Raw genomic sequence first — 25126 nt, forward strand, 5'->3', positions numbered from 1 at the left:
TGTGCTTAAAGTTGTTATTTTAAAGACTTTTCTTGTCTGTATATGTTTAAAATGATGTCATATCACTAAATGTTATGCAGTTTTCAAGGTACTAACATTGAGGAATGAACCCTCAAAATTAAACAGTAGGCAATTCTCCTTAGAAAGGAGGTGATCCAGCCGCACCTTCCGATACGGCTACCTTGTTACGACTTCACCCCAGTTATTGATTTCACCTTCGACGGACGCTTCCAAAAGGTTAGCAATCCGGCTTCGGGCGCCCCCAACTCCCGTGGTGTGACGGGCGGTGTGTACAAGACCCGGGAACGCATTCACCGCAGCATTCTGATCTGCGATTACTAGTAACTCCAGCTTCATGTAGGCGAGTTTCAGCCTACAATCCGAACTGAGAATGGCTTTAAGGGATTAGCTCCGCCTCACGACTTGGCTGCCCTCTGTACCACCCATTGTAGCACGTGTGTAGCCCTAAGCATAAGGGGCATGATGATTTGACGTCATCCCCACCTTCCTCCAGGTTATCCCTGGCAGTCCCTCTAGAGTGCCCAACTTAATGCTGGCAACTAAAGGCAAGGGTTGCGCTCGTTGCGGGACTTAACCCAACATCTCACGACACGAGCTGACGACAACCATGCACCACCTGTCACTTCTGTCCCCGAAGGGAAAGATGCGATTAGGCATCGGTCAAAAGGATGTCAAGCTTAGGTAAGGTTCTTCGCGTTGCTTCGAATTAAACCACATGCTCCGCTACTTGTGCGGGTCCCCGTCAATTCCTTTGAGTTTCACTCTTGCGAGCGTACTTCCCAGGCGGAGTACTTAATGCGTTAGCTGCGCCACCGAAGGGGGTAACCTCCGACAGCTAGTACTCATCGTTTACGGCGTGGACTACCAGGGTATCTAATCCTGTTTGCTCCCCACGCTTTCGTGCCTCAGTGTCAGTTACAGTCCAGAGAGCCGCCTTCGCAACTGGTGTTCCTCCTAATATCTACGCATTTCACCGCTACACTAGGAATTCCACTCTCCTCTCCTGCACTCAAGTTTCCCAGTTTCAAAGGCTTACTACGGTTGAGCCGTAGCCTTTCACCTCTGACTTAAGAAACCACCTACGCACCCTTTACGCCCAGTAATTCCGGATAACGCTAGCCCCCTACGTATTACCGCGGCTGCTGGCACGTAGTTAGCCGGGGCTTCCTCCTCAAGTACCGTCATTATCTTCCTTGAGGACAGAGCTTTACGACCCGAAGGCCTTCATCGCTCACGCGGCGTTGCTGCATCAGGCTTTCGCCCATTGTGCAATATTCCCCACTGCTGCCTCCCGTAGGAGTTTGGACCGTGTCTCAGTTCCAATGTGGCCGATCACCCTCTCAGGTCGGCTACTGATCGTCGCCTTGGTAAGCCGTTACCTTACCAACTAGCTAATCAGACGCGGGTCCATCCTGTACCGCCGGAGCTTTGATACTTCTACCATGCGATAAAAGCATATTATCTCGTATTAGCATACCTTTCGGTATGTTATCCGTGTGTACAGGGCAGGTTACCCACGCGTTACTCACCCGTCCGCCGCTCTCTTCCGAAGAAGATCGCTCGACTTGCATGTGTTAGGCACGCCGCCAGCGTTCATCCTGAGCCAGGATCAAACTCTCAAATAAAAGTTGTTACCTGCTCAGACTATCATTATCTGAATATCTGGCTTGGTTTGTTAGTTTCAATTCTATAAATTAACCTACTGTTTAATTTTCAAAGTTCATTTCTTAAGCGACTGTGTCGACGCTATTTTTTAACTTTCTTAAGTTTATCAAAGTTATTTTTCTTTGTCAACTTATTTTTTAAAGTTTTTTCTTTTGTTTTGCCCTTTCCTTAAGGACAAGTATAACTATACCATCTAAAAATTATATCGTCAACACTTTTTTAAATTATTTTTTTATTTTTTTAATAAATAAAGTAAAGTACTTCATATATCCTGGCTTACTATTGATTAATAAGTTTATATTCTATGTTTATAATTTTATATTTTATTCATAATAATATAAATAAAAATAATTGTTAAATTTTCTTTAAGAATATATCTGATTTTGTACATAGAGAGTATAATATTAGTATAATACTATTCAAAAACTCAAACTTTTTTAATAATAACTAAAAACATACTTTACTTATTTTATTTTGGGAGGTCTTTTATGAACAATTATCTTAGGGAACCCGTAAATGGTTTTACCCACTTAGCTGGTGCAATATTATCATTTATAGGATTACTTGCATTAGTAATAAAAACAGCTTTACAAGGTCATTCTACTATAGCTTTAACAGCAGTAATAATTTTCGGAATAAGCATGATTCTTTTATATGCTGCTTCTGCTACTTATCACTTAGTCGTTTCTAGTGATAAGGTTATTAGTTTCTTAAGAAGGTTAGACCATGCTATGATTTTTCTTTTAATAGCTGGATCGTATACTCCTTTTTGTTTAATTGCACTTAAAGGTGTTACCGGATGGGTTTTATTCAGTATAATAATAACTATCGCCATAGTTGGAATAAGTTTTAAATTAATTTGGTTTAATTGCCCTAGGTGGCTTTCTACAAGTATTTATGTACTAATGGGATGGATAGCTGTATTCCTAATGGGTCCACTAAAAATAGCTCTATCTACACAAGGTTTATCACTACTTATAATCGGAGGTGTGTTCTATACTATAGGAGCTGTAATTTATGCTACTAAACCAAATTTTCTAAAGTCTAAATATTTAGGTTTCCATGAAATATTCCATATATTTATAATGCTCGGTACTCTAACTCACTTTTTATGTGTATTTAAGTATGTAATATAGTATACCTATCAAACTTATAAAAGCGTGATTCATAACTATGTGTGAATCACGCTTTTATAAGTTTCTATACACCTCATATTATTAATTATACATATAAAACTATATATTCATATTCAATAAGTCATTTATTTTCTTCCATTTAACATAGAGTTTTTTTAATTAATAGATAAAATGCACATATTAATATTTTTTCTAATATATATATTATTAAAGCAAATTTATAGTATTTATGTATATTCTTTTGGGAGGTGTAATTTAATATGAATTTTGATATGTATTCAAATAAGCAATATAATGATGATTTGGATGCTAGCTATATATACCCTAGACCTTATATAGATCCTATGATGTATGTAAACTCCAGTGGTATGCAAATGAATCCAAATACAATGGGCGGATATATGACTTATATGAACCCTTTTATGTATAATCCTTTTATGTATCCAAATCCTATCGATTCCGAGGAGTATGATGAGGAATATAATCAAGACGATATGTATATTGATATTATGCAACAACAAATGCAACCTATGATGCCTGGAATAATTCCACCTAATATGATGCAAATGATGATGCAGATGATGATGAGTGGACAAATGCAACCTATGCCTTGCATGATGATGCCTGGAATGACTCCTATGACACCTTATATGATGATGCCTGGAATGACTCCTATAAATATGGAGGAATTTGATGAGGAAGAAATGTAATTTTTTTATAATAGATAGTATAAGAAATTTATGTCTGTCTATAATATAAATGTATTCCTCATAATATTCCCCCAATATTATAAATACAAAATAAAGCCATGAATAATCATTCATGGCTTTATTTAATTTACCTTAATCTAAAAAATCATAGAAGTCATTTGATTCTGATTCAACAAAATCATATAATACATTTTCTTCAAAGTATAACTCTTCTTTAATATCTAGATATTCTTTATAATTACACTGCAATATCTTATTTATATACTTTCTATCTTTATCACTATAAGTTCCTACGAAAAATTCATTTTCCATTTGATAGTATATCGCTTTAATATCATTATTAATTACATATACATTCTCCTTAACATGATCATTATTAAAATTAAACCTTGTAAAGAATGTACCATTTTCCATATCACTTTTTAATACAAATGGATTATCTTTATAAAATATATCTAGAAATTCATCTACTCTATTTATAGAGTAAATACTTACAAACTCAGGCTTAGATATCTCATCAAAAACCTCAAAATCAAATATAGGCTCTTTATCAGTTACAACCATAGAGCTTATTTTAAATCTATCTTGATTTTCTTCTATACTAAAAGCTATCTTAGATGTATAATATCCATCATTATCTTCATATAAAGCTTCACTTATATATCTTTTATTACCTTTAGGTATTACAGTATTTTTTAATAATGTTCCATTTATATTTGTTATATGCATGTTTGCTATTTCTTCACTACTAGAGAAATATCTTAGGCTTTCTCTATCCCAAGCTATAAACCTCATAGTCATATAGTTTATAAATTCTACCTCATCTTTTATAGGTTTACATATCTTCATATATATATCTTCTATATTTAAGTTAGTTTCATATTTATTTATAATATCTATGTACTCCTCAACTTCACCTGGAAGAGGTTTTTCATAATATGAATTTTTATTACCAAAATATTTAACCAAAAATAAGGCCTCATCTTCAGATATTCTTATTCTATCTGATCCTAATCCACCCATAAGTCTTTCTTCTTCTCTATGTGCTTCATCTTTTGTAGGATTTTTTAAGCTAACATAATCAGCTAATCCAAGACCTTCTGCATCTAGTAAAAAGTACTGTACTATTTTATCCTGTTTATCTTCCCAATTTATTAAAAGTCCCATTGTCCCCATAAGCCTTGAGTTTGTAACCTTTGCAAAATTAAATTTCATTAAATCACATCCTTATTATCATATATACCTTTATTATTTTCTTCAATTTAACGAATTAATCATAATTAAGACACATGTTTTTGAATATACTATAAACTAACTATACTTTCATTAAATAATAAAAATAATTCTAAATTATTTTATATAATTTTACAACTCATCCATTTTTTATAATATAATAAAATAAACGGTTAATCGAGGTGATTTTATGGGAAAAATAGCAGCTTTTTTTGATATAGACGGTACTCTTTATAGAGATTCTCTTATGGTTGAACATTTTAAAAAATTAATTAAATATGATATAATCGACCAAAAAGCATGGTTTGAGCATGCTAGAGATACTTTTATGGACTGGGATAAGAGACAAGGCCACTATGATGATTACTTAGATGAAATATGTGATCTATATGTAAAATCCTTAATCGGATTAGATAAAACTTGTATAGATTTTACTAGCGATCAAGTAATAAAGTTAAAATCTGATAGAGTATATAAATATACTCGTTCAAGAATAAAATGGCATTTAGATAATAATCATATTGTAATTTTCATATCTGGAAGTCCAGGTTTTTTAGTCGAAAAAATGGCTAAAAAATATAATGTAACTGATTGTATCGGAAGTAACTATCTTTTTGAAAATGAAATGTTCAATGGTACGGTTATACCTATGTGGGATTCAAGAAGTAAGAATACTGCTATAGATAGTTTTGTAGAAAAGTATGATATTGATTTAAATAAATCCTATGCATATGGTGACACTAATGGAGATATTAATATGTTAAGAAGAGTTGGGAATCCAATTGCTATAAATCCAACTAAAGAACTTTTATCTCATATTGCAAGTGATCCTGTTATTTCAAAAACTAGTCAAATAATAGTTGAAAGAAAAGATATCATTTATTCTTTATCACCAAATGTAGATATACTTGACATATAATTATAATAAAAAGGATTATCTCATTTAAATTAATTACCTTGAGGTACTCCTTTTTTAATTACTAATGGAGGGATGTATAATGAAATCTAGTGTAAAAAAAGATTTAGATACTTTAAGTAAAAATTTATATTTAGAATCACCGGATTTATGGATAGAGTTTTTAGATAAAGTTAATTCAGGAATATTTGATGAACTCGTTCTGTTTTTTGCAACTAAATACAACTATATTTCTATAGTAAAATATGCTATAGACAATAACCTTATAGATATCAACGCGAAGTCTAGAAATAAAGAATTTGCTACTATTTATGACCATCTGGTTTACGTAGCAAGACAAAACAACTATAAAGATCTTTCTGATTACTTTAGTAATTTAAAAAATCCAAATAAAGAAATATCTAAAAATAACAAAAATGATAAAACGAATATAAAAACAAAAAATAAAGATATTAATATACCTTCTGTAATATGTAAAAAGTGTAAATCAAATATTTTTGAAGTTGGTTATATAGTTTGTGAAAACAAGATATTTAAGTTTTCACCTGAGGAAAATAAACCAGTAGAAATCGCTAAAGAAGACCTTAATTCTGTAATTTGTTGCAACTGTAACTCTTTAATTGAAAATACTACTCCTAAGGACTTAGAGGCTTTATGTAATATCACTACTTGTATAAACTGTAAAAATGACCTAAGAAGTACAGGTATAATAGATAAAAGAAACTTAATTTATAATAAAGACTCAAATAAATTTGATTTAGGAGAGACTTACTACGCATGTGGTAAATGTGAGAAAGCTATAAGCAATCAACAAAAAGATTACTTTAAATTAAAATAAATAATAAAAAGAGATATGAATTATAACATATAAATAATAACTCATATCTCTTTTTATTATATTTGTTTTATTATTTTTCTTAGTCTTGTGTTGTAATATTCTATAAATAAACTATATATATTATCATATACAATGAATAATACTTCAAAAATTAATACTGTAAATAAATTTACAGGTATATAAACAAATGGCTTTAATATAAAGTACACTATTAAAATTGCTACATTAGCAAATAATATTTTAAGAAAATACTCTATATATACAGGTCTATCTCTTTCAATAATATATTTTATCAAACCGTATATTCCAAATGTAAAAGTGTTTAATACCCATTGAAATTTACTATTAATTACTATAAAACCTAAAATAACTGATGCTATATAAAAAACAAAACCACTCTTAGGACCATATTCCATTATTATTATAGCTATTGGAAGTGATGCTAAGCCCATAAGAAATAATGTGTTAATCGGTATAACATTTATTAGTAACAATAAAATCAAGTTTATCGCTAATAGTATCCCACTATAGGCTATTTTTCTACTCATTAAATCACCCTTAGAAACAACTCACTAAATCTCCACCGAAGCATTCACAACATGAATCTAAACACCATAGTGTCATAAAATCATCACAACAATCATCACCTAAGCAACAACAACAATCATCACAACAGCAGCAACAACATCCACCTAAGTCAGAACGTCTTCTTCTATTATAGTTATAAGATCTATCCCTATAATCATCTCTATAAAAGTTATAACTTTCTAAAAGAGCTTTATAGTCCTTATTTTCAGGATCCATCTCTGAAGCTTTTGTTATACTCTCTTCACCTTCTTCATAATATCCCAAATTCATAGCAGATAATGAATTTAGATAGTACCATTTAGAACATCTTTCACTTATACTTTTTAAAGCATTGTAAGCTTTCTCAAACTCACTATTATCAATAAGTTCCTTTATATTTATAAATTTATTATCATATACATTACTATACATTTATTTAATACCCTCCTCTAATATATTTTGATATCTTAGGTATACTCCTGAATATACGATATTCTCTATTATTGCTGTATTAGTTTTTAGATTTAAGTTATCGATTCTTCTACCTACCATTCCCAATGTCATACTTATTAATTTATCTACTCGTACTTTTAACTCTTCTCTTCTGTCTATGTACCCTATAAAAGGATTATACCTACCTTTTTTATAATCTTTCTCTAAATCCTCATAGGCATCTAATAAGTATATATATTTGCCTATGTTAAATCCAATCTGCCTTAAGTCCTTTTCAAATTCATCTTCTTTATATGCAAATATCTCTGCCATTAAGTTTCCAAATGTATTTGACACTAAATCAATATTAGTATTGTTTTCTTGTTCTAGATTATATAGTGTTTCTAATTGACCTTTTATAAATTCAGCTTTTTTAGGATATTTTTCATAAGCAGATTTTAATCTTCCTTTGTATATAGTATATGCAACTTTATCTTTTAATCCATTATCATCTTTTAAATTATCTTCTAATTTATAATATGTTAAAAGTACATTCATACTTGCTGCATATTCGGTTATTTCATTTATTATCTTTTTTTTCTTTTTAAATGGATTTGTTATACACCCTTCCTCTATTATAGTAGATTTTGGTTTATATACTGCTGTTAATATTAATATCAAGAATGTTATATCATAATTTAAAGATAATCTAGATATTTCACCATGATTATCTTTTAAATACTTACATAAACCACAATAATAACCTCTATAATGTTCATATTCTCTAAAAGTTAAATCCATTTTGTTTATTTTTACATATCCAAACATAAACATTCCTTTCTAGTATATAAATATAATATTTATATTACTATAGGTATAAATTCTACTTCATAGCATTTATATCTATAAATATTTTTATCAATTAATTTTAATGAGTCATAATAGCGTTCATTATCTAATATCTTAAGCTTTGCCATAGATATAGGTAGATTAAATCTTCGTGGTCCAACTGACCCAGGATTTATATAAAGTATACCTTTATCCTCATATATATTACTTTTATGAGAATGACCATATACAACAATATCTACATTTTCTTCTTTTAAGTCTATATTCACTTTTGATATATCATGAACTAAGTATATTCTTATATTATATACGTCTATTATTTTATCTTCTTTTGCTATATTTTTATCTTTATCGCAATTTCCTCTTATGAATTCTACCTTAGCTATTTTCTCTAAATTTTCTATAACTTCAAATTTACCTATATCACCTGTATGTATTATTAAGTTACAGTTACTTAAATTATACACTACTTCTTCTCTTAGTAAACCATGTGTATCCGATATTAATCCTATCATTATAAACTCTCCTACAATTTACAATTTTGTTTATATAATTGTTTCCAGATAATTTTTATTTTAAGCAAATAATATTATAATTTCCATATTCTATTTATACAATTATATTGTAAATTACTATAAATAAAGACCCTCATCAAGAGGGTCTCATTTATAATATAAACTTCGTTATGTCACCTTTTTTATTTTCAATTGTTATAACATCTAGTCCTTTATATTCTCTAAATAGCCATTTTATATCTCTCATACTTTGATTTACTTCGTTTGGAGTTAGGTCTCTAATAAAATACTCCCTTCTCATTTCTTCATAGCTTTTATCATTTAAAAAGTTTCTTATCATAGTAAATGCAAAAACATTAGGAATATTACTTTGATTACCTTTTTTATATCCATTATTTCTTAAATACATTATCATTTATATTCCTCCAATATTGATTTAATCATATCAATAAAGTATATATAAATTTTAATATATTATTACTATAGTTTTAATTTTTCCACTTTTGATTATGGATATTAAATTATGTATTTCACTATACTATTTGGAAATATACTTTTTAAATTCTCCATAAAAAATTCCTTCATATCTGTTAAATCTTCTTTATTATATAAGTATTTTCCATATCCAAATTGACCATATTTAAACTTTCTATCTTCATCATTCATAGGTAATGTTGTTTCTGGAAATATTTCTAGTATTCTATTTTTTGCCCTACTTGTATACCTATGTGATATAACTTCAAATATGATTTTTTCATTAAAATCTTCTGGTAATTTTTCTTTTATACTTTGTATTAAATGTTTATATTCCTCTTTCCAATTTTCATATAAAAATACTGGTGCTATTATAAATCCTATCTGATATCCAGCTTTGCCTACTTTAACAGCTGCTTCTATTCTTTTATTAGCTGATGCAGTGTGATGTTCATACTCATCAATAACTCTTTGTGTATTTATACTAAATCTTATTTCCGTATGATTATTATGTTTTGCATCAAGCAACGTATCTATATCATTAAATTTAGTTACAAACCTAAATCTTCCTTTTTCTTCTTTACCCAAAAACTCTATAGTCTTTTTTAATGAATGTGTATATGGTTCTATAGGTATAGGGTCTGATGTGGCTGCACCTTCAAATATTGTAATATGTGGAGACCTTTCATCTATATATTTTTTTGCTTGTTCTAAAATATCATCAGTATTAACAAAAACCCTCACAAACGGCTTATCTCCTAGTTGTGTATTTAAATAACAGTATTCACATCTTCCCATACAACCAGAAACTAATGGTAATTGATAATTAGCTGAAGGCTTACATGTCTGAAATTTTAAGCTTTTTTTATAACTTACTACCATTGTTTCTTTTCCTTCTCGATACTGTTCAAATAAATTTTCTCCAGGTATATTTCCTTTAATTTTATTTGATGTTAACTTTATTACTTCTATGTTCTTATCATCTTTTATCATATTATATATATTTTGTCCAACTTCTGTATCTAAAGTACCCTTTTCAAATAAAACTCGTTTAGGCTTGAACATTATCCCACATCCTTTTTTTAAAATGTATATATCGTTGTTATTTTATTCATTTTTAATCTATCTATACTAAGTTAAAATTATCAGATGGCGCTGTTAGCTTTGTCTGTGATAGTTGATTTTTAAATATAGTAATTTCAATATCTTTATAATTACATTAAAAATTAATTTATAAGATAAACATTATTACTAGCATTTATAACACAAAGTTAGCTAACATAGCCTATCAGATAAATTATTTTTATTTTTTATGAATAATTAGATGCTTATTTAAATATTATTTATTATGGGTAAACAAGCCTTAAATTTTTATAGATTATAAGGGGGATAAAAAATATGCTAAACGCACTAAACAGAGATTTAAATGAAAAAACTAAAGCTATAAGAAGCAGAGGTTATATACCTGCTGTTATTTATGGAAATAAATTAGATAATAGTATACCTATAGAAATTCATAAAACTGAATTTCAAAGATATTTAGATGCCAATGGTGGAGATAAGATAGTTGAAGTTAATCTAAATGGAGAAGTTAGAAATTGTAAAATAACAGAAGTTCAAATTGATGGAGTTAAAGAAGGATTTTTACATATAAACTTTTTATTAGTATAAAATAAATAAAATGCCTACAAATACAATCAGTACTTGTAGGCATTTATTAAGTAAATATAATTTTATTCACTATATCTAACTCTATCTATTAGAGATTCTTTATTAAAGTTTTTACTTATTAAATAAGTTAAAATAAATTGGGCTAATACTATACATACAATCATTATTATCATTTGATTAATAGGAAGAACATATACTGCATAAGACATTCCTGATTTTCTCATAGCTTGAACTGCACTATATCCTATTATATTTCCTATTGTTAATGAGCCTATTAACATAAATGATGTGTAAAACATTGCTTCTTTATTTAGCATTTGTACTAATTGTTTATTAGTAAGCCCTATTGCTTGTAACATACCTAATTCTTTTTTTCTTGTTATTATACTTGTTATCATAGAGTTTATTAGATTTATAAATCCTATAACTCCTATTAATACAACTAAGCTATATCCCATAATCTTAGTTATTTTTATAGCTAATTCACTAGATGCTATTTCTACATCTATATAGCTACCATTTAAATTTTCATTTGCTTTTACAAGGGATTCTACATATGCTTTTACTTCATTATAAGCATTTTTCTCTATAGTCAATCCAATACTATGTCTTGTATTTGTTTTAACTAGCTTATCCATTATATTATTATGTATTACGAATACTCCCGGTCCATCTGTTATAGCTTGAATTTTAAAATCTTTTTTTATAATATCTTCTCCATCATACAATTCAAAAGATAAAATATCTCCTACTTTTATATCATACATATCTGCATACATTGAAAAGTTTAATATCATTTCTTCGCCAGATTTTAATTTTTCTAAGTCTATTTCTCCATCTTGTAGATATAACTCCATATCTTCCAAATCATTTTCAGCACTTTCATCTATTCCAATAATATCATAAAAATCTTCTTCTAGTTCTAGATTTAGAATTTCTGATTTTATCATATTTGATGTGACTTCTACATCCTTTACACCATTAATTTTTTTTAATTCATTTATAAATTCATCACTCAGTAAATTTTTCTTTTGTAATATATTAAGCTCTGTATTTGGACTAGTTTTATCTCCAAAAGTATAATTATCTAATCTTATCACTATATCATGCGAGGAATGAAGTTTTGCCATTTTTTCTGCGTCCATACTACTCAATGCACAAGATACCACTATATATAGTATTCCACTTAATGTAAGTGATAAGAGTGTCACATAAGTACGTTTTTTATTAGATGATAAGTTGGCTTTTGTAAGTCTTGATACATTTATATAATCATAACCTTTTCTAGTTTTTTTCTTAGTAGTTGACTCTCCGTTATATTTTACCGCTTCTACTATAGATACTTTAGATGCTACTTTCATAGGCTTTATTAAAGATACATATACAGTTATTATACTTATTAATCCTATTGCTAAAGCTGTTAACCATTTGGATACACTAACATCTGATAATAATAAATATTTTGCTATTACTTCACTTATAATGTACCCTGCCACTAACCCAAGAGGTATAGCTATTACAGATAGATACATACCTTCTTTTAAAATTATTTTTTTAATTTGTTTTTTAGTAGTACCTATCGCTCTTAACTTCCCAAATTCTTGAACTTTAGTTATTATTGATAAATAGAATATATTGTATATTACAAGTATACTAGAAAGTATTATAACTAAGCATATAACTACAATTGATGTTATAACAGAAGGATCTGGCTTTGATAAATTTATGTAATTTTCATTTACTGCTGTGTAAACTTTTTTTATACCAAAGTTTTCTCCAATTTCGCCTATCATCATTTCCATATCATCAGCATACATGTTATCTCCATTTTTTAAAGTGAAGAATACATTAAAGTTTTCTTTAGACATATCTCTAGTACTGTTCATATAGTCATTAGATACTATTATTGAGTATGATTTTTTTACTTGTGCACTTTCACTTGATTTGGTTATTCCTGTTACTATAAAATCTTTTATTACTATTTCGCCACTTGCATAATCTTCATATTCTATTTCTATTGTTTGATTTAATTTTTCTTCATATCCCAATTTTTTTAGAGCCATATCATCTATAGCTATTTCATTTTTATTAACAGGTAGCTTACCATCTACTAATTTAAATGCATTAAATTTAAATGCATTTTCATCAACATAAGCTAATGCTATTTTAGTTTCATCTTCATATTCTTTCATAGAACCAATTCCATTTATTATTCCTGTTGAATCTATATCTGCATGAGATTTGATTTTTTCATATTTAGTTTCATCAACTCTTCCATACAATCCATGATAACTTCCATAATACTGTATTACATTTCTTTTATTTACTTCAGTCCAATCTAATCCAACCATTGCTACTGATGATAATAATGTAGTTGCTAAAAATATAGTTAAAATAATTAATATACTTTTTGATTTGTTGTATTTTATATTATTTTTAGCTATTTTAGTGATATTAATCATTTGTAACACCACCCTTTACTACTTTACCATCTTCTATATATATTACTCTATCAGCCATTTGAGCAATTGTTTCATCATGAGTTATCATTACTAATGTTTGATTGTATTTTTTTATCATAGTTTTTAATAAGCTCATAACTTCATCAGAAGTTTTAGAATCTAGATTTCCTGTTGGCTCATCTGCAAGTATTATTGCAGGTCTTGCTACTAATGCACGAGCTATAGCAACTCTTTGTTGTTGCCCACCTGATAATGTATTCGGTAGTGCATCTACTTTACTTTCTAAACCTAAAGAATTTATAATATCAGTTACAAATGGCTTATTAATTTCTTTTCCATCAAGCCCTACAGGAAGCGTTATATTCTCCCATACATTAAGTGATGGTATTAGATTGAAATTTTGGAATATAAACCCTATATTTCTTCTTCTAAATATAGCTAGTTCCTCTTCTTTCAGAGAGAATATATCTTTATCGTTTATGTATACCTTTCCTTCTGTTGGATTATCAAGTCCACCCATCATATGAAGTAATGTACTTTTTCCAGATCCTGATTTACCAACTATAGCTACAAACTCACCTTCTTTTATATCTATATTGGCATTGTCTATTGCTTTAACTAAATTTTCACCATTTCCATAATATTTCTTTAAATTACTAGTTTTTAATATATTCATTTTTCTTTTCCCCTTATCTGTATTATTTATACTTTAATAATACAACCTAAGTCTTTCAAATCACTTACAACTAGTCTTACACTTTTGTAAGGAATAAAGAAAATTTACTTCCTTGTTCTTTTTGTGATGATACTATAATGTTTCCACCTTGTTTCTCTAGTATCTTCCTACTTAAATAAAGACCTATCCCTGAACCTTCAATATCATCAACTTTTTCACTTCTATAAAATCTTTTAAATATATTGTTGTACTCCGACTTATCAATTCCAATACCATTATCTTTAATATCTATCCTTATAAAGTTTATAGTTTCTGAAACTTGTACATTTATATCTTTATTTTCAGAGCTATATTTAACTGCATTTTCTAATACATTGAATATACTTTCTTCTGTCCATTTTGTATCATGAGGAATTTCTATATCTTCAAAATCCTCTATATTTATATTTATATTTTTTTGATTAGCTTTGGGTACTGTGCTATTTATAGCTTTTATCAAAGTTTGTTTTATACTTTTATTTTCTATTTTAATGTTTATCATGCTTGCTTCTAGCCTAGATATATTAACTAATGAATCTATGAGATTATGTAATTTATTAATAGACATTTCATTCGTCTTTAAAAACTCAATTCTATCCTCATCATCAAGTTCTTCTTCTATTAATAATGTATTATATAATTTTAATGATGCTAGTGGTGTTTTTAATTGATGTGATATATCTGTTACTAATTCTTTTATGCTTTCCTTTTCTTTATCTAAACTACTTATTTTCAAATTCAAACTTCTTGATAACTTATTTAAATCTGTATATATTCTGTTAACTACACCCTCTTCTTTAAATTCTTCCTGTGCTATATATTTATTATTTATTATATTTTCTATATCACTATTTACTTTTAATAATCGGTTATACATATATTTAGTAAAGTTAAATACTATAAATGACACTAGAATAATTATTATTACAAAAACAGTTAAATTATTTACCAGGAAATATTTCAAATGTTCTTTGAAATTTACATTTTCATACATATTATAGTTATTATCATATCCATACTTGTCTAAAGTTTTTGCTCCTAAGTCTAAATATCGATTATCTTGTTTATATATGGATTTAACTATATCTACCTCTTGTTGAGGATATTTATTTACTAGTATTCCTACTACTCTTTTGTTTATATTTTCTTGCTCTAAATATATATTCTTTAAGTTATTGTATTGAAATACTGTGAAAATGCTAAATATAACTATTATGCTCATCATCATTATAAATATTGATTTTTTTATTACAGGTTCTTTTCTTATTATATTTATCATTTTTTTATACACCTCTTTGCAAAGGTATATCCCACACCTCTTATATTTTTTATATATTCTGGCTCAGATGGATTATCCTCTACCTTTTGTCTAAGTCTTCTTATATTAACTGCTACTGTATTTTCATCAACAAAGTTTCCATCAATATCCCAAAGAGCTTCCATTAATTTCTCCTTTGTAACCGTTTGACTTGAATTTTCCATTAAGTATTTTAATAATTTTCCTTCATTTTTACTTAGAAGTATCTCTTCTTTATCTTTAGTTAATTTATTTTCTACATAATCAAATTTTAATTTATCACAAAATATTATATTTTCTATTATTGTATTTCCGATTCTTCTCATGAATGCATTAACTTTTGATATTAGCACTATTAAACTAAATGGTTTTGTTATATAATCATCTGCTCCAATGTCATATCCTGCTACTATATCTATTTCTTGGTCTAGTGCAGTTAGCATTATTATATGTACATTACTGATTTTTCTTATTTCTTCACAAAAATCAAATCCACTTCCGTCAGGAAGTCCAACATCTGAAATTATTAAATCTACTTTATTATTTTCAAAAACATCTTTAGCTTCTTTTATGTTAAAAGCTGTACATACATTATATCCTTCTTTTTTTAGCTTGAAACTGATTCCTCTGTTTAGAGATTTGTCATCTTCTAAAAGTAATATATTCCCCATTATTTAGCTCCTTGTTATATTTTATATACTAATTTTAATAAAACTAAGTTAAATTAGTATATTTATTAATATTTTTGAAATTATCTTTAGTTTATTAAATAGGATTTAGCTTATTTGAATTGATATTCTGATGTAATAATAATATAAAAAGAAATTACAGTCTATGTATTTAGGGTATTACTCCCCATTGATTATTTGGATTTTTTAAACTTTATTTTTTATATCAAGTTCAAAATTACTCTTTGGCGAGAGTTGCTTTTTTATTTTACTACATAAGTAAACTATAATTTCTTTTAAACTAGATTATATCATAATTTTACATATTTCTATAATTATAAAAACCTCAATAAATTCATTTACTGAGGTTTTTCCATTATTTATTATCCATTATTATCACAATATATATTCATTGCATCACTCATAAACTGAGCTAATCCTTCTCCATACTTATCAATATTTTTAGTAAATCTTTCATCCGCTACATACATAAGAGCAAGACCTCTAAATATTTCTATAGTACAGTTATAGAAATTAGCACTTATATGATTTCTCCACTGTTCAACTAAATCTTGAACTAGTTTATCTGATAGACTTTGTCCCTTAACTTTGCTAGTTCTTCATATATAACACTAGCTTCTCCCATGATATTTTCCCAATCATTTTTAGAATATTTTGATGTTTTTTCTTGGCTTTCTTTATAAGCATCGCTATTTCCGTATCTCTTTTCTGTTTCTTCTTTGTATTTTTCTTGATGTTTTTTTACTTCTTCATAACCAAATGCTTTAAAATTATCTTTACTCATAACATTGCCTCCTAAACTTTCAATAGTATCATCTATTGATTCTAGTATTCTCTCTAGTCTTTGTTTCTTTTCAAATATAAGATTACGTTGAGCTTTTAAAACTTCCTCTCTATTAAAGTCTTTATCATCTAATATTTGCTTTATTTCTTGAAGGGGAAATTCTAATTCTTTAAACAGCAATATTTGATAAAGTCTTGCTATGTCATCATCATTATACATTCTATAATTTGAATCTGTTCTTTTACTCGGTTCTAAGAGTCTTATTTTATCGTAATGATGTAACATTCTTATACTTACACCAGTTAGTTTTGATACTTCATTTATTTTATACATTATTTCCACCTCCTGAGTTTATATTAAGGTATTACACAATGTTAGGGTCAATACATTTATTATTAAAAATTTATATAAACTTAAATTTATTAGTATAAATTTTTACCTTATGATATAATACAATAGAAATTACAGTCTGAGAGTGGTGGTTTCATATAACCCAAGTTCCTACAGTAAGTAGGAAGGAGGTGTAAGCTATATGGAACTGACAATAAAATTTATCTTAGGTATAATATGTACTATTGGTTTAATTACCAATTACATATATGATAAAATAAAAAACCACTCTTCTAGTCGCAATAGAAAGAGTGGTTTTGAACTTGATGTAAAGATTAAGTTCATCAAAAAATAATTTTTTATTTATATAGAAACCACACTCTATTCCACAAGACTGTAATTTCTTTTTTTATTTCTTTATGTTTATATTATACTATAAATTACTTCAAAATAAACACATATCTTATCTTATTCCTACTATTTAATTCTATAAATTTATAATATTTTATAATGAAATTACCATACTCATAAGTTGATTATTTCTCTTTATAAATTCATCTAATTGTTTAGAATCTAATTCTTTATTAGATAATAAAGCTATATCTACTATTTGATTACAAATTAATGATATTTGTTCTTTTTTACTTTCATCATCTTTTAATGAAACTAATTTTTTAACTATAGAACTATTATTATTTATAACTAAAGTCTTTTCTTCTTCAAAACTCATACCAAAGTCCATTCCTGCGAATTGAGATCGCATTTCAGCCATTCTTCTAGATTGTTCTGAAATTAATATAATAGCTGGTGTATCTTCACTCTTTAGGCTTTCTACTGAATAATTATTTATTCTATCGCCTATAACATCTTTAAATAGGTTTTCTATATCAGTTTTTATTTCTTTATTATCTTCATTATCATTTTCCTTTAATATATCAGATAAATCTGCGTCTATTCTATTAAAGTGTACGCCTTGATTTTTAAATTCTATCATAGATATAAAATGATTATCTATTGTAGAATCTAATATAACTGCATCTAATCCATAATCTTTAAATAGCTTTATATATTGTGATTGTTGCTCTTCATTACTTACATAGAATACCTTGTTTTCATGTTTTTCTTTACAATTTTCTAAGTAATCATTAAGAGTTATATATTGTGAGTTTATAGTTTTGAATAATATACTATCTTTTACCTTATCATAGAAGCTTTCATCTTTTAAGCATCCAAACTTAATAAATACTTGTATATCATCCCAGAACTTTTCATAATTTTCTCTTTCATTTTTATATAATGATTTTAATTTATCTGCAACCTTTTTAACTATATGTTTAGAAATTTTACTTACATCTCTATCATTTTGTAAGAAACTTCTAGAAACATTTAAAGGTAAATCTGGGCAGTCTATTACACCTTTTAATAATAGTAAGAATTCTGGTATAACTTCTTTTATATTATCTGCTACGAATACTTGGTTATTGTATAATTTAACCTTACCTTCTATAAGCTCAAATTCATTTTTTAATTTAGGGAAATATAATATTCCTTTTAAATTAAATGGATAATCTACATTTAAGTGTATCCAGAATAACGGTTCATCAAAAGTCTTAAATACTTTTCTATAGAACTCTTTATATTCTTCATCCGTACAATCCTTTGGAGCTTTTAGCCATAATGGATTTGTATCATTTATAGGTGTTGTATCTACTACTTCATCTTCTTTTGTTTCTTCTGTTTTTATAGTTTCTAAATATATATCAACTGGCAAGAATGAACAATATTTATCTATTATATTTCTTACTGTGTATTCTTCTAGGAACTCTTTACTATCATCTGCTAAGAATAATGTAATTGTTGTTCCTCTTGTCTCTCTATTATCTGATTGTGTCAATTCAAATTCTAATCCATCTTCACTTACCCATCTTACTGGTGTTGCATTTTCTTTATACGATAGTGTATCTATTTGTACTTTTTTAGATACCATAAAAGAAGAATAGAATCCTAATCCAAAGTGTCCTATTATATCATTTTCTTCATTCATTTTATCTTTATATGTGTTGAAGAAATCTTCTGCACCTGAGAATGCAACTTGATTTATATATTTTTCTACTTCTTCAGCAGTCATACCTATACCATTGTCTTCAAATATAAGTGCTGAATTTTCTTTATCTATAGATACTTTTATTTTATAATTTTCATCAGTATTACCTTTAGCTTCACCTAATGAAATTAGTTTTTTGTATTTATTTACTGCATCGCAACCATTGCTTATAAGTTCTCTTATAAATATATCTTTGTCTGAATATAACCATTTCTTTATTATTGGAAAAATATTTTCCGCATGTATTGATATACTACCCTTTTGATTTGTCATTTTATCTCCTCCTAATTTTAATTAAAAATTTATGGGATAAAATTAAGTTCCCTTTATAGGTATTATTGTATCACTTTTGTTAGCACTGTCAAGTGTAGAGTGCTAGCAAATATAAAAAGAATAGTATACTGACAAATCAATATACTATTCTTTAATAAAATCTTATTTAAAGTAATTTACTCCAGATTCAAATATATTTTGATCCTTTTCACCTATTATATTCTTTATAACATGCTCTCCTATTCTCTCAGAGTGGCCCATCTTACCAAATATTCTACCATCAGCACTTGTTATACCTTCAACTGCATAAGTTGAACCATTTGGATTAAAATCTATATCATACGTAGCATTATCATTGAAATCTACATACTGAGTAGCTATTTGACCATTAGCTATTAACTGTCTCATAACTTCTTCACTAGCAACAAATTTACCTTCTCCATGAGATATTGCTATACTGTGAGTATCTCCAACTTCTGTAGCTTTAAGCCATGGAGATTTATTCGACGCTATTCTTGTTCTAACTATCTTAGATTGATGTCTACCTATGTTATTATAAGTTAATGTAGGTGCATCAACTGTAGTTTCTCTTATTTCACCATATGGAACTAATCCAAGTTTTATAAGTGCTTGGAATCCGTTACATATCCCTAGCATTAATCCATCTTGCTTAGTTAAGAATTCATTAACAGCTTCAGCGACTTTAGGATTTCTAAATACTGTAGCCATAAACTTAGCTGAACCATCTGGCTCATCACCTGCACTGAACCCTCCAGGTAACATTATTATTTGTGACTTACGTATTTGTTTAACTATAGTTTCTATAGAGTCTTCTATATCTTTATATGTTAAGTTCTTAAACACTTCTATATTTGTGTTTGCTCCTGCTTTTTCAAAAGCTCTTTGTAAGTCGTATTCACAGTTTGTTCCAGGGAACGTTGGTATGAATACTCTTGGTTTTGCTATAGTTATAGATGATTTTTTAGCCTCACCTTGAGATATAAAGTTTATAGTCTCTATCTTTTCTTTTATATCTACTGACTTAGTTGGGAATATAGGCTCTAGTGTTTCACAATGAGCATTATATAATTCTTCTAATGATATTTCTTCATTTTCTATTATTATACTTTGTTCTTCTGTTGTAGATCCTAGTACTATATAGTTATATCCATCTAATAAACTTAAATCTTCACTTGCTAATTCAAGTACTATATTTCCATAGTTCGGTTTAAATAAATCTTCTACACCTTCATTAAACTTAAATCCTATTCTATTACCAAATGCCATTTTACTTATAGCTTCCCCTATACCACCAAATCCAAGTGCATATGTTGATAATACCTGTTTATTGTGTATAAGTTCTGTTACTTTATCTAGGTTTTTCTTTAACATTTCAAAGTCAACTACATCATTTTCTAATCTATCTGTTGATAACATTACAACTTGTGAATTAGTTTTCTTGAATTCTTGTGATACTACATATTCTGCATCCACAGTATCCACAGCAAATGATACTAATGTTGGTGGTACATCTATATCTTTAAATGTTCCTGACATACTGTCTTTTCCACCTATTGCAGGTATACCAAGTCTATTTTGAGCATAATATGCACCTAAAAGTGCTGCAAATGGTTTACCCCATTTTGTAGGGTTATCCCCAAGTTTTTCGAAATACTCTTGTAAAGTAAGTCTTATCGAATCATATTTACCCCCAATAGCCACAGCTTTACACACAGATTCAACTACTGCATATAATGCACCGTGGAATGGGCTCCATTTTCCTATTTTAGGGTTATATCCATATGTCATTATTGTTGAAGTATTAGTTTCTCCACCAAGTACTGGTATTTTTGCTACCATACCTTGAGCTTCTGTTGCTTGATACTTACCACCAAATGGCATAAGTACAGTATTTGAACCTATTGTATTATCAAATCTTTCTACTAATCCTTTTTTAGAACAAACATTTAAGTCTGATAATACTTCCATAAATTTATCTTTTATATCTTCTTCTATAGCTAATTCACTTTCTCTTTCTTTTAACTCACTTTTAAAGAATGTGCTTTCTTCGTTAACTTTATCAACATGAACTTTAGTAGTTTGTTTAACTCCATTTGTTTCTATGAAATTTCTACTCATATTAACTATTGCTTTACCATTCCAGAACATTCTCATATATCCAGTATCAGTTACTGTAGCTACATGAGTTGCCTCTAAGTTTTCTTGTCTTGCTAAGTCTATGAATTTATCTTTATTAGAAGCATTTATAACTACTGCCATACGTTCTTGCGATTCTGATATAGCTATTTCAGTTCCATCAAGTCCATCATATTTTTTAGGAACTAAATCTAGATTTATATCTAAGCTATCTGCAACTTCTCCTATAGCAACACATACTCCACCTGCTCCGAAGTCATTACATCTTTTTATCATTTGTGCTACTTCTTTATTTCTGAAGAATCTTTGTATCTTTCTCTCATTTGGTGCATCTCCTTTTTGAACTTCTGCGCTACAAGTAAGTATTGATTCTTCGCTATGCTCTTTAGATGAACCTGTAGCTCCTCCACATCCATCTCTTCCTGTTTTTCCTCCAAGAAGTATAACTATGTCACCATTTTGTGGAACTTCTCTTACTACATTTTCTTTAGGAGCTGCAGCTATTACTGCACCGATTTCCATTCTCTTTGCAACGAAGTCTTCATCATAAACTTCTGCAACTTGACCAGTTGTAAGTCCTATTTGGTTACCATATGAACTATATCCATGAGCAGCCTCAGTAGTTATTTTTCTTTGCATAAGCTTACCTGGCAATGTATCTTCTAAAGTTGTTCTTGGATCTGCACTTCCTGTTACTCTCATTGCTTGATATACATAACTTCTTCCTGATAATGGGTCTCTTATTGCTCCACCTAAACAAGTTGCAGCTCCACCAAATGGTTCTATTTCTGTTGGATGGTTGTGCGTTTCATTTTTAAACATTACTAAATATGGTTCTACTTCTCCATCTATTTCAACATCAACATTTATACTACAAGCATTTATTTCTTCACTTACATCTAAATCTTCTAATTTACCTCGTTTTCTTAATTCTTTCATAGCTATAGTTGCTATATCCATTAAGCATATATCTTTTTGTCTATCTATATAAACATTTTTTCTTGATTCAAGATACATATCATAAGCTTCTTTTATTATATCTGTGTACTTACCACTTTCTATTTTTACATCTTCTATTTCAGTCATGAATGTCGTATGTCTACAGTGATCTGACCAATAAGTATCTAAGACTTTTATCTCTGTTATTGTAGGATTTCTCTTTTCAGTATTTTTAAAATATCCTTGAACATGAGCTAAATCACCTAATGTCATAGCAAGTCCGTTATTCTTTAAAAATACTTTTAACCCTTCTTCATTTAAATCTATAAATCCATCTAATATTTCTACTTCTGTAGGAATTTCTGTTTCCATCTTTAAACTTTCTGGTTTTTCTAAAGAAGCTTCTCTACTATCAACTGGATTTATTATATAATCTTTTATTTTATCAAACTGTTCATCTGTTATATTTCCTGTTAATATATATAATTTAGCAGTATTTATTTCTGGTCTATTACCTTCATTTACTATTTGTATACATTGAGCTGCCCAATCTCCTCTTTGATCATATTGACCTGGAAGATATTCTATAGCAAATACTCTTTCCCCTTCATTAAACTCTAGTGTTTCATGATAAACAATATCTAAGTTAGGCTCTGAAAATATTGTTTTTGCTGCATTTTCATATACTTCTCCATCTATTCCTTCTATGTCATATCTATTTAAAATTCTTACGTTTTCTATAGTATCTATGTGTAAACTTTCTATTAAATCCTTTTTTAAAGCTTTAGCTTCAAGGTCAAATCCTTGTCTTTTTTCAACTAATATTCTTCTAACACTTGACTCTAAACTTATAGTACTTAACATATCTTTTCTCCCTTTTTATATAATTAAAATGACAATACTAACTAGGTAGCTCGTTAACACCTTGCTCAAATATATGATTTAAACAACCTGGTAACGAGTCACTTATTATAAGTCAGATTTTATGACTTAAATTTTATTATTTAAGCCATAAAATCTATTTTTTAATTAAATCCCTAACTATTTTATCTAATTTTAAGATTTATACTTAAAAAGATATTTCTTCACAAAACTTAATCCCTATATCAGTTCTATAATGCATTCCTTCAAAGTTTATTTTCTCTATATTTTTATATACCTTTTTAGCAGCTTCTTCTACACTGCCTGCACTTGTTGTTATTCCTATAACTCTACCACCATTAGTAACTAAGTTTCCGTCTAACATCTTAGTTCCACTATGAAATACAACTATATCTTCATCTAAATCTTCAAGGCCAGTTATCACTTTACCTTTTTCATAATCTTCTGGGTATCCACCTGATGTAAGCATTACACAAACAGCTTCTTCTTTTTTATAATTAATTTCTATATCTTTTAATTTATTATCTAATATAGCTTCCATTATTTTATGTAAGTCAGTTTCTAATCTGAATAAAACAGATTGAGTTTCAGGATCTCCAAATCTTACATTATATTCAAGTACCTTTGGACCATCTTCAGTTATCATAAGTCCTATAAATAATACTCCTTTATAATTTAAATTATCTTTTTTGAAACCTTCTAAAGTTCTATTTAATACTTTCTCGCTTATTTCTTTAGACAACTCATCTGTATAGATTTCACTTGGAGAAAAAGTACCCATTCCTCCTGTGTTTGGACCTTTTTCAAAGTTGTATACTTTCTTGTGATCTTTAGCACTTACCATAGGAACTATTGTATTGTTATCTACAAATGCTAATATAGAAGTTTCAATACCTGATAAAAACTCTTCTACTACTATCTTTTCTCCAGCACTTCCAAACTTTTTATCACTCATCATTTCCTTTAAAGTATTTATAGCATCTTCTCTATTTTCTGGTATTACAACACCTTTTCCAGCTGCCAACCCATCAGCTTTTATAACTACAGGATATCCAAAACTATCGATTTCGCTTATAGCTTCATCTAAATTTGTATATTCTTTATATTTAGCAGTTGGTATATTATGTCTTATCATAAAGTCTTTAGAAAATGCCTTACTTCCCTCAAATGTAGAGCATTCTTTGTTTGGTCCAAATATTTTAAGACCTTCTTTTTCAAATTCATCTACTATACCATTTACAAGGGGAACCTCTGGTCCAACTACAGTTAAATCTATGTTATTTTCTTTTGCAAACTTTACTAAATTTTCTATATCACTATCACTTATATTTACACATTGTGCAACTTTTGCTATCCCTGCATTACCTGGAGCACAATAGATTTTTTCAACATTATTTTCTTTACTTAATTTCCAAGCTATGGCATGTTCCCTTCCACCACCGCCTACAATTAATATTTTCATAAATT

At 28.2% G+C, this 25126-nt stretch carries 19 protein-coding genes, 1 rRNA gene and 1 pseudogene; 5 read left to right on the forward strand and 16 right to left on the reverse strand.

What is annotated here, in order from left to right; genetic code table 11:
- Positions 1–143: 143 nt before the first annotated feature.
- Positions 144–1646: ribosomal RNA gene (locus BN7997_RS14290) — 16S ribosomal RNA — on the reverse strand.
- 528 nt (positions 1647–2174) lie between these two features.
- Here BN7997_RS14290 and trhA point away from each other — a divergent pair.
- Complete coding sequence (gene trhA / locus BN7997_RS14295; RefSeq protein ID WP_071121498.1) at positions 2175–2822, forward strand: PAQR family membrane homeostasis protein TrhA; 648 nt, start codon at positions 2175–2177, stop codon at positions 2820–2822.
- 260 nt (positions 2823–3082) lie between these two features.
- Positions 3083–3532 (forward strand): hypothetical protein, encoded by a 450-nt coding sequence (locus BN7997_RS14300; protein ID WP_071121499.1) that lies wholly within the window; start codon positions 3083–3085, stop codon positions 3530–3532.
- A 132-nt stretch (positions 3533–3664) separates the two neighbouring features.
- On the opposite strand, the gene BN7997_RS14305 is transcribed toward BN7997_RS14300, so the two are convergent.
- Positions 3665–4747, reverse strand: a complete 1083-nt coding sequence (locus BN7997_RS14305) for a hypothetical protein (RefSeq protein ID WP_071121500.1) — start codon at positions 4745–4747, stop codon at positions 3665–3667.
- A gap of 208 nt (positions 4748–4955) precedes the next feature.
- Here BN7997_RS14305 and BN7997_RS14310 point away from each other — a divergent pair, with 208 nt between their 5' ends.
- Positions 4956–5684: an HAD family hydrolase gene (locus BN7997_RS14310; RefSeq protein ID WP_071121501.1), complete on the forward strand. Its 729-nt coding sequence runs from the start codon at positions 4956–4958 to the stop codon at positions 5682–5684.
- Positions 5685–5763: 79 nt separating this feature from the next.
- Complete coding sequence (locus tag BN7997_RS14315) at positions 5764–6519, forward strand: hypothetical protein (protein ID WP_071121502.1); 756 nt, start codon at positions 5764–5766, stop codon at positions 6517–6519.
- 56 nt (positions 6520–6575) lie between these two features.
- Here the strand turns inward: BN7997_RS14315 and BN7997_RS14320 are convergent, their stop codons facing one another.
- From BN7997_RS14320 to splB, 6 genes are all read right to left on the reverse strand, one after another.
- On the reverse strand, positions 6576–7067 hold the full coding sequence (locus tag BN7997_RS14320) for a hypothetical protein (RefSeq protein WP_071121503.1): 492 nt from the start codon (positions 7065–7067) through the stop codon (positions 6576–6578).
- Between the two features lie 10 nt (positions 7068–7077).
- Positions 7078–7518 (reverse strand): hypothetical protein, encoded by a 441-nt coding sequence (locus BN7997_RS14325; protein ID WP_071121504.1) that lies wholly within the window; start codon positions 7516–7518, stop codon positions 7078–7080.
- Positions 7519–8346 (reverse strand): DUF5685 family protein, encoded by an 828-nt coding sequence (locus BN7997_RS14330; RefSeq protein ID WP_071121505.1) that lies wholly within the window; start codon positions 8344–8346, stop codon positions 7519–7521.
- 32 nt (positions 8347–8378) lie between these two features.
- Entirely contained in the window at positions 8379–8882 is a 504-nt protein-coding gene (locus tag BN7997_RS14335; RefSeq protein ID WP_071121506.1) for a metallophosphoesterase family protein, read from the reverse strand.
- A gap of 151 nt (positions 8883–9033) precedes the next feature.
- Positions 9034–9297: a hypothetical protein gene (locus BN7997_RS14340; RefSeq protein ID WP_071121507.1), complete on the reverse strand. Its 264-nt coding sequence runs from the start codon at positions 9295–9297 to the stop codon at positions 9034–9036.
- Between the two features lie 101 nt (positions 9298–9398).
- Complete coding sequence (gene splB / locus BN7997_RS14345) at positions 9399–10421, reverse strand: spore photoproduct lyase (RefSeq protein WP_071121508.1); 1023 nt, start codon at positions 10419–10421, stop codon at positions 9399–9401.
- 333 nt (positions 10422–10754) lie between these two features.
- Between splB and BN7997_RS14350 the strand changes: the two genes are divergently transcribed.
- Positions 10755–11027, forward strand: coding sequence for a hypothetical protein (locus BN7997_RS14350; RefSeq protein ID WP_071121509.1), 273 nt, complete (start codon positions 10755–10757; stop codon positions 11025–11027).
- 62 nt (positions 11028–11089) lie between these two features.
- Here the strand turns inward: BN7997_RS14350 and BN7997_RS14355 are convergent, their stop codons facing one another.
- The 8 genes and pseudogenes from BN7997_RS14355 to purD form a co-directional block, all read right to left on the reverse strand.
- Positions 11090–13489 carry an ABC transporter permease gene (locus tag BN7997_RS14355; RefSeq protein WP_071121510.1) on the reverse strand — a complete coding sequence of 800 codons (2400 nt, stop codon included), beginning with the start codon at positions 13487–13489 and terminating at the stop codon, positions 11090–11092.
- Positions 13482–14165 carry an ABC transporter ATP-binding protein gene (locus tag BN7997_RS14360; protein WP_071121511.1) on the reverse strand — a complete coding sequence of 228 codons (684 nt, stop codon included), beginning with the start codon at positions 14163–14165 and terminating at the stop codon, positions 13482–13484. Before BN7997_RS14360 ends, BN7997_RS14355 begins: the two co-directional genes overlap by 8 nt.
- Before the next feature lie 76 nt (positions 14166–14241).
- On the reverse strand, positions 14242–15483 hold the full coding sequence (locus BN7997_RS14365) for a sensor histidine kinase (RefSeq protein WP_071121512.1): 1242 nt from the start codon (positions 15481–15483) through the stop codon (positions 14242–14244).
- On the reverse strand, positions 15480–16172 hold the full coding sequence (locus BN7997_RS14370; protein ID WP_071121513.1) for a response regulator transcription factor: 693 nt from the start codon (positions 16170–16172) through the stop codon (positions 15480–15482). Before BN7997_RS14370 ends, BN7997_RS14365 begins: the two co-directional genes overlap by 4 nt.
- Before the next feature lie 380 nt (positions 16173–16552).
- Positions 16553–17307 (reverse strand): annotated as a pseudogene (locus BN7997_RS14375) (MerR family transcriptional regulator).
- Positions 17308–17809: 502 nt separating this feature from the next.
- Entirely contained in the window at positions 17810–19681 is a 1872-nt protein-coding gene (htpG, locus tag BN7997_RS14380) for a molecular chaperone HtpG (RefSeq protein ID WP_071121514.1), read from the reverse strand.
- Positions 19682–19843: 162 nt separating this feature from the next.
- A complete protein-coding gene (locus tag BN7997_RS14385) occupies positions 19844–23641 on the reverse strand; it encodes a phosphoribosylformylglycinamidine synthase (RefSeq protein ID WP_071121515.1) in 3798 nt (1265 codons plus the stop codon).
- A gap of 205 nt (positions 23642–23846) precedes the next feature.
- The gene (purD, locus tag BN7997_RS14390) at positions 23847–25121 is read right to left on the reverse strand and encodes a phosphoribosylamine--glycine ligase (RefSeq protein ID WP_071121516.1); all 1275 of its coding nucleotides are present in this window, start codon (positions 25119–25121) and stop codon (positions 23847–23849) included.
- Positions 25122–25126: the final 5 nt, after the last annotated feature.

Origin of the sequence: Romboutsia timonensis (genome assembly GCF_900106845.1) — a bacterium.
GTDB lineage: Bacteria > Bacillota > Clostridia > Peptostreptococcales > Peptostreptococcaceae > Romboutsia > Romboutsia timonensis.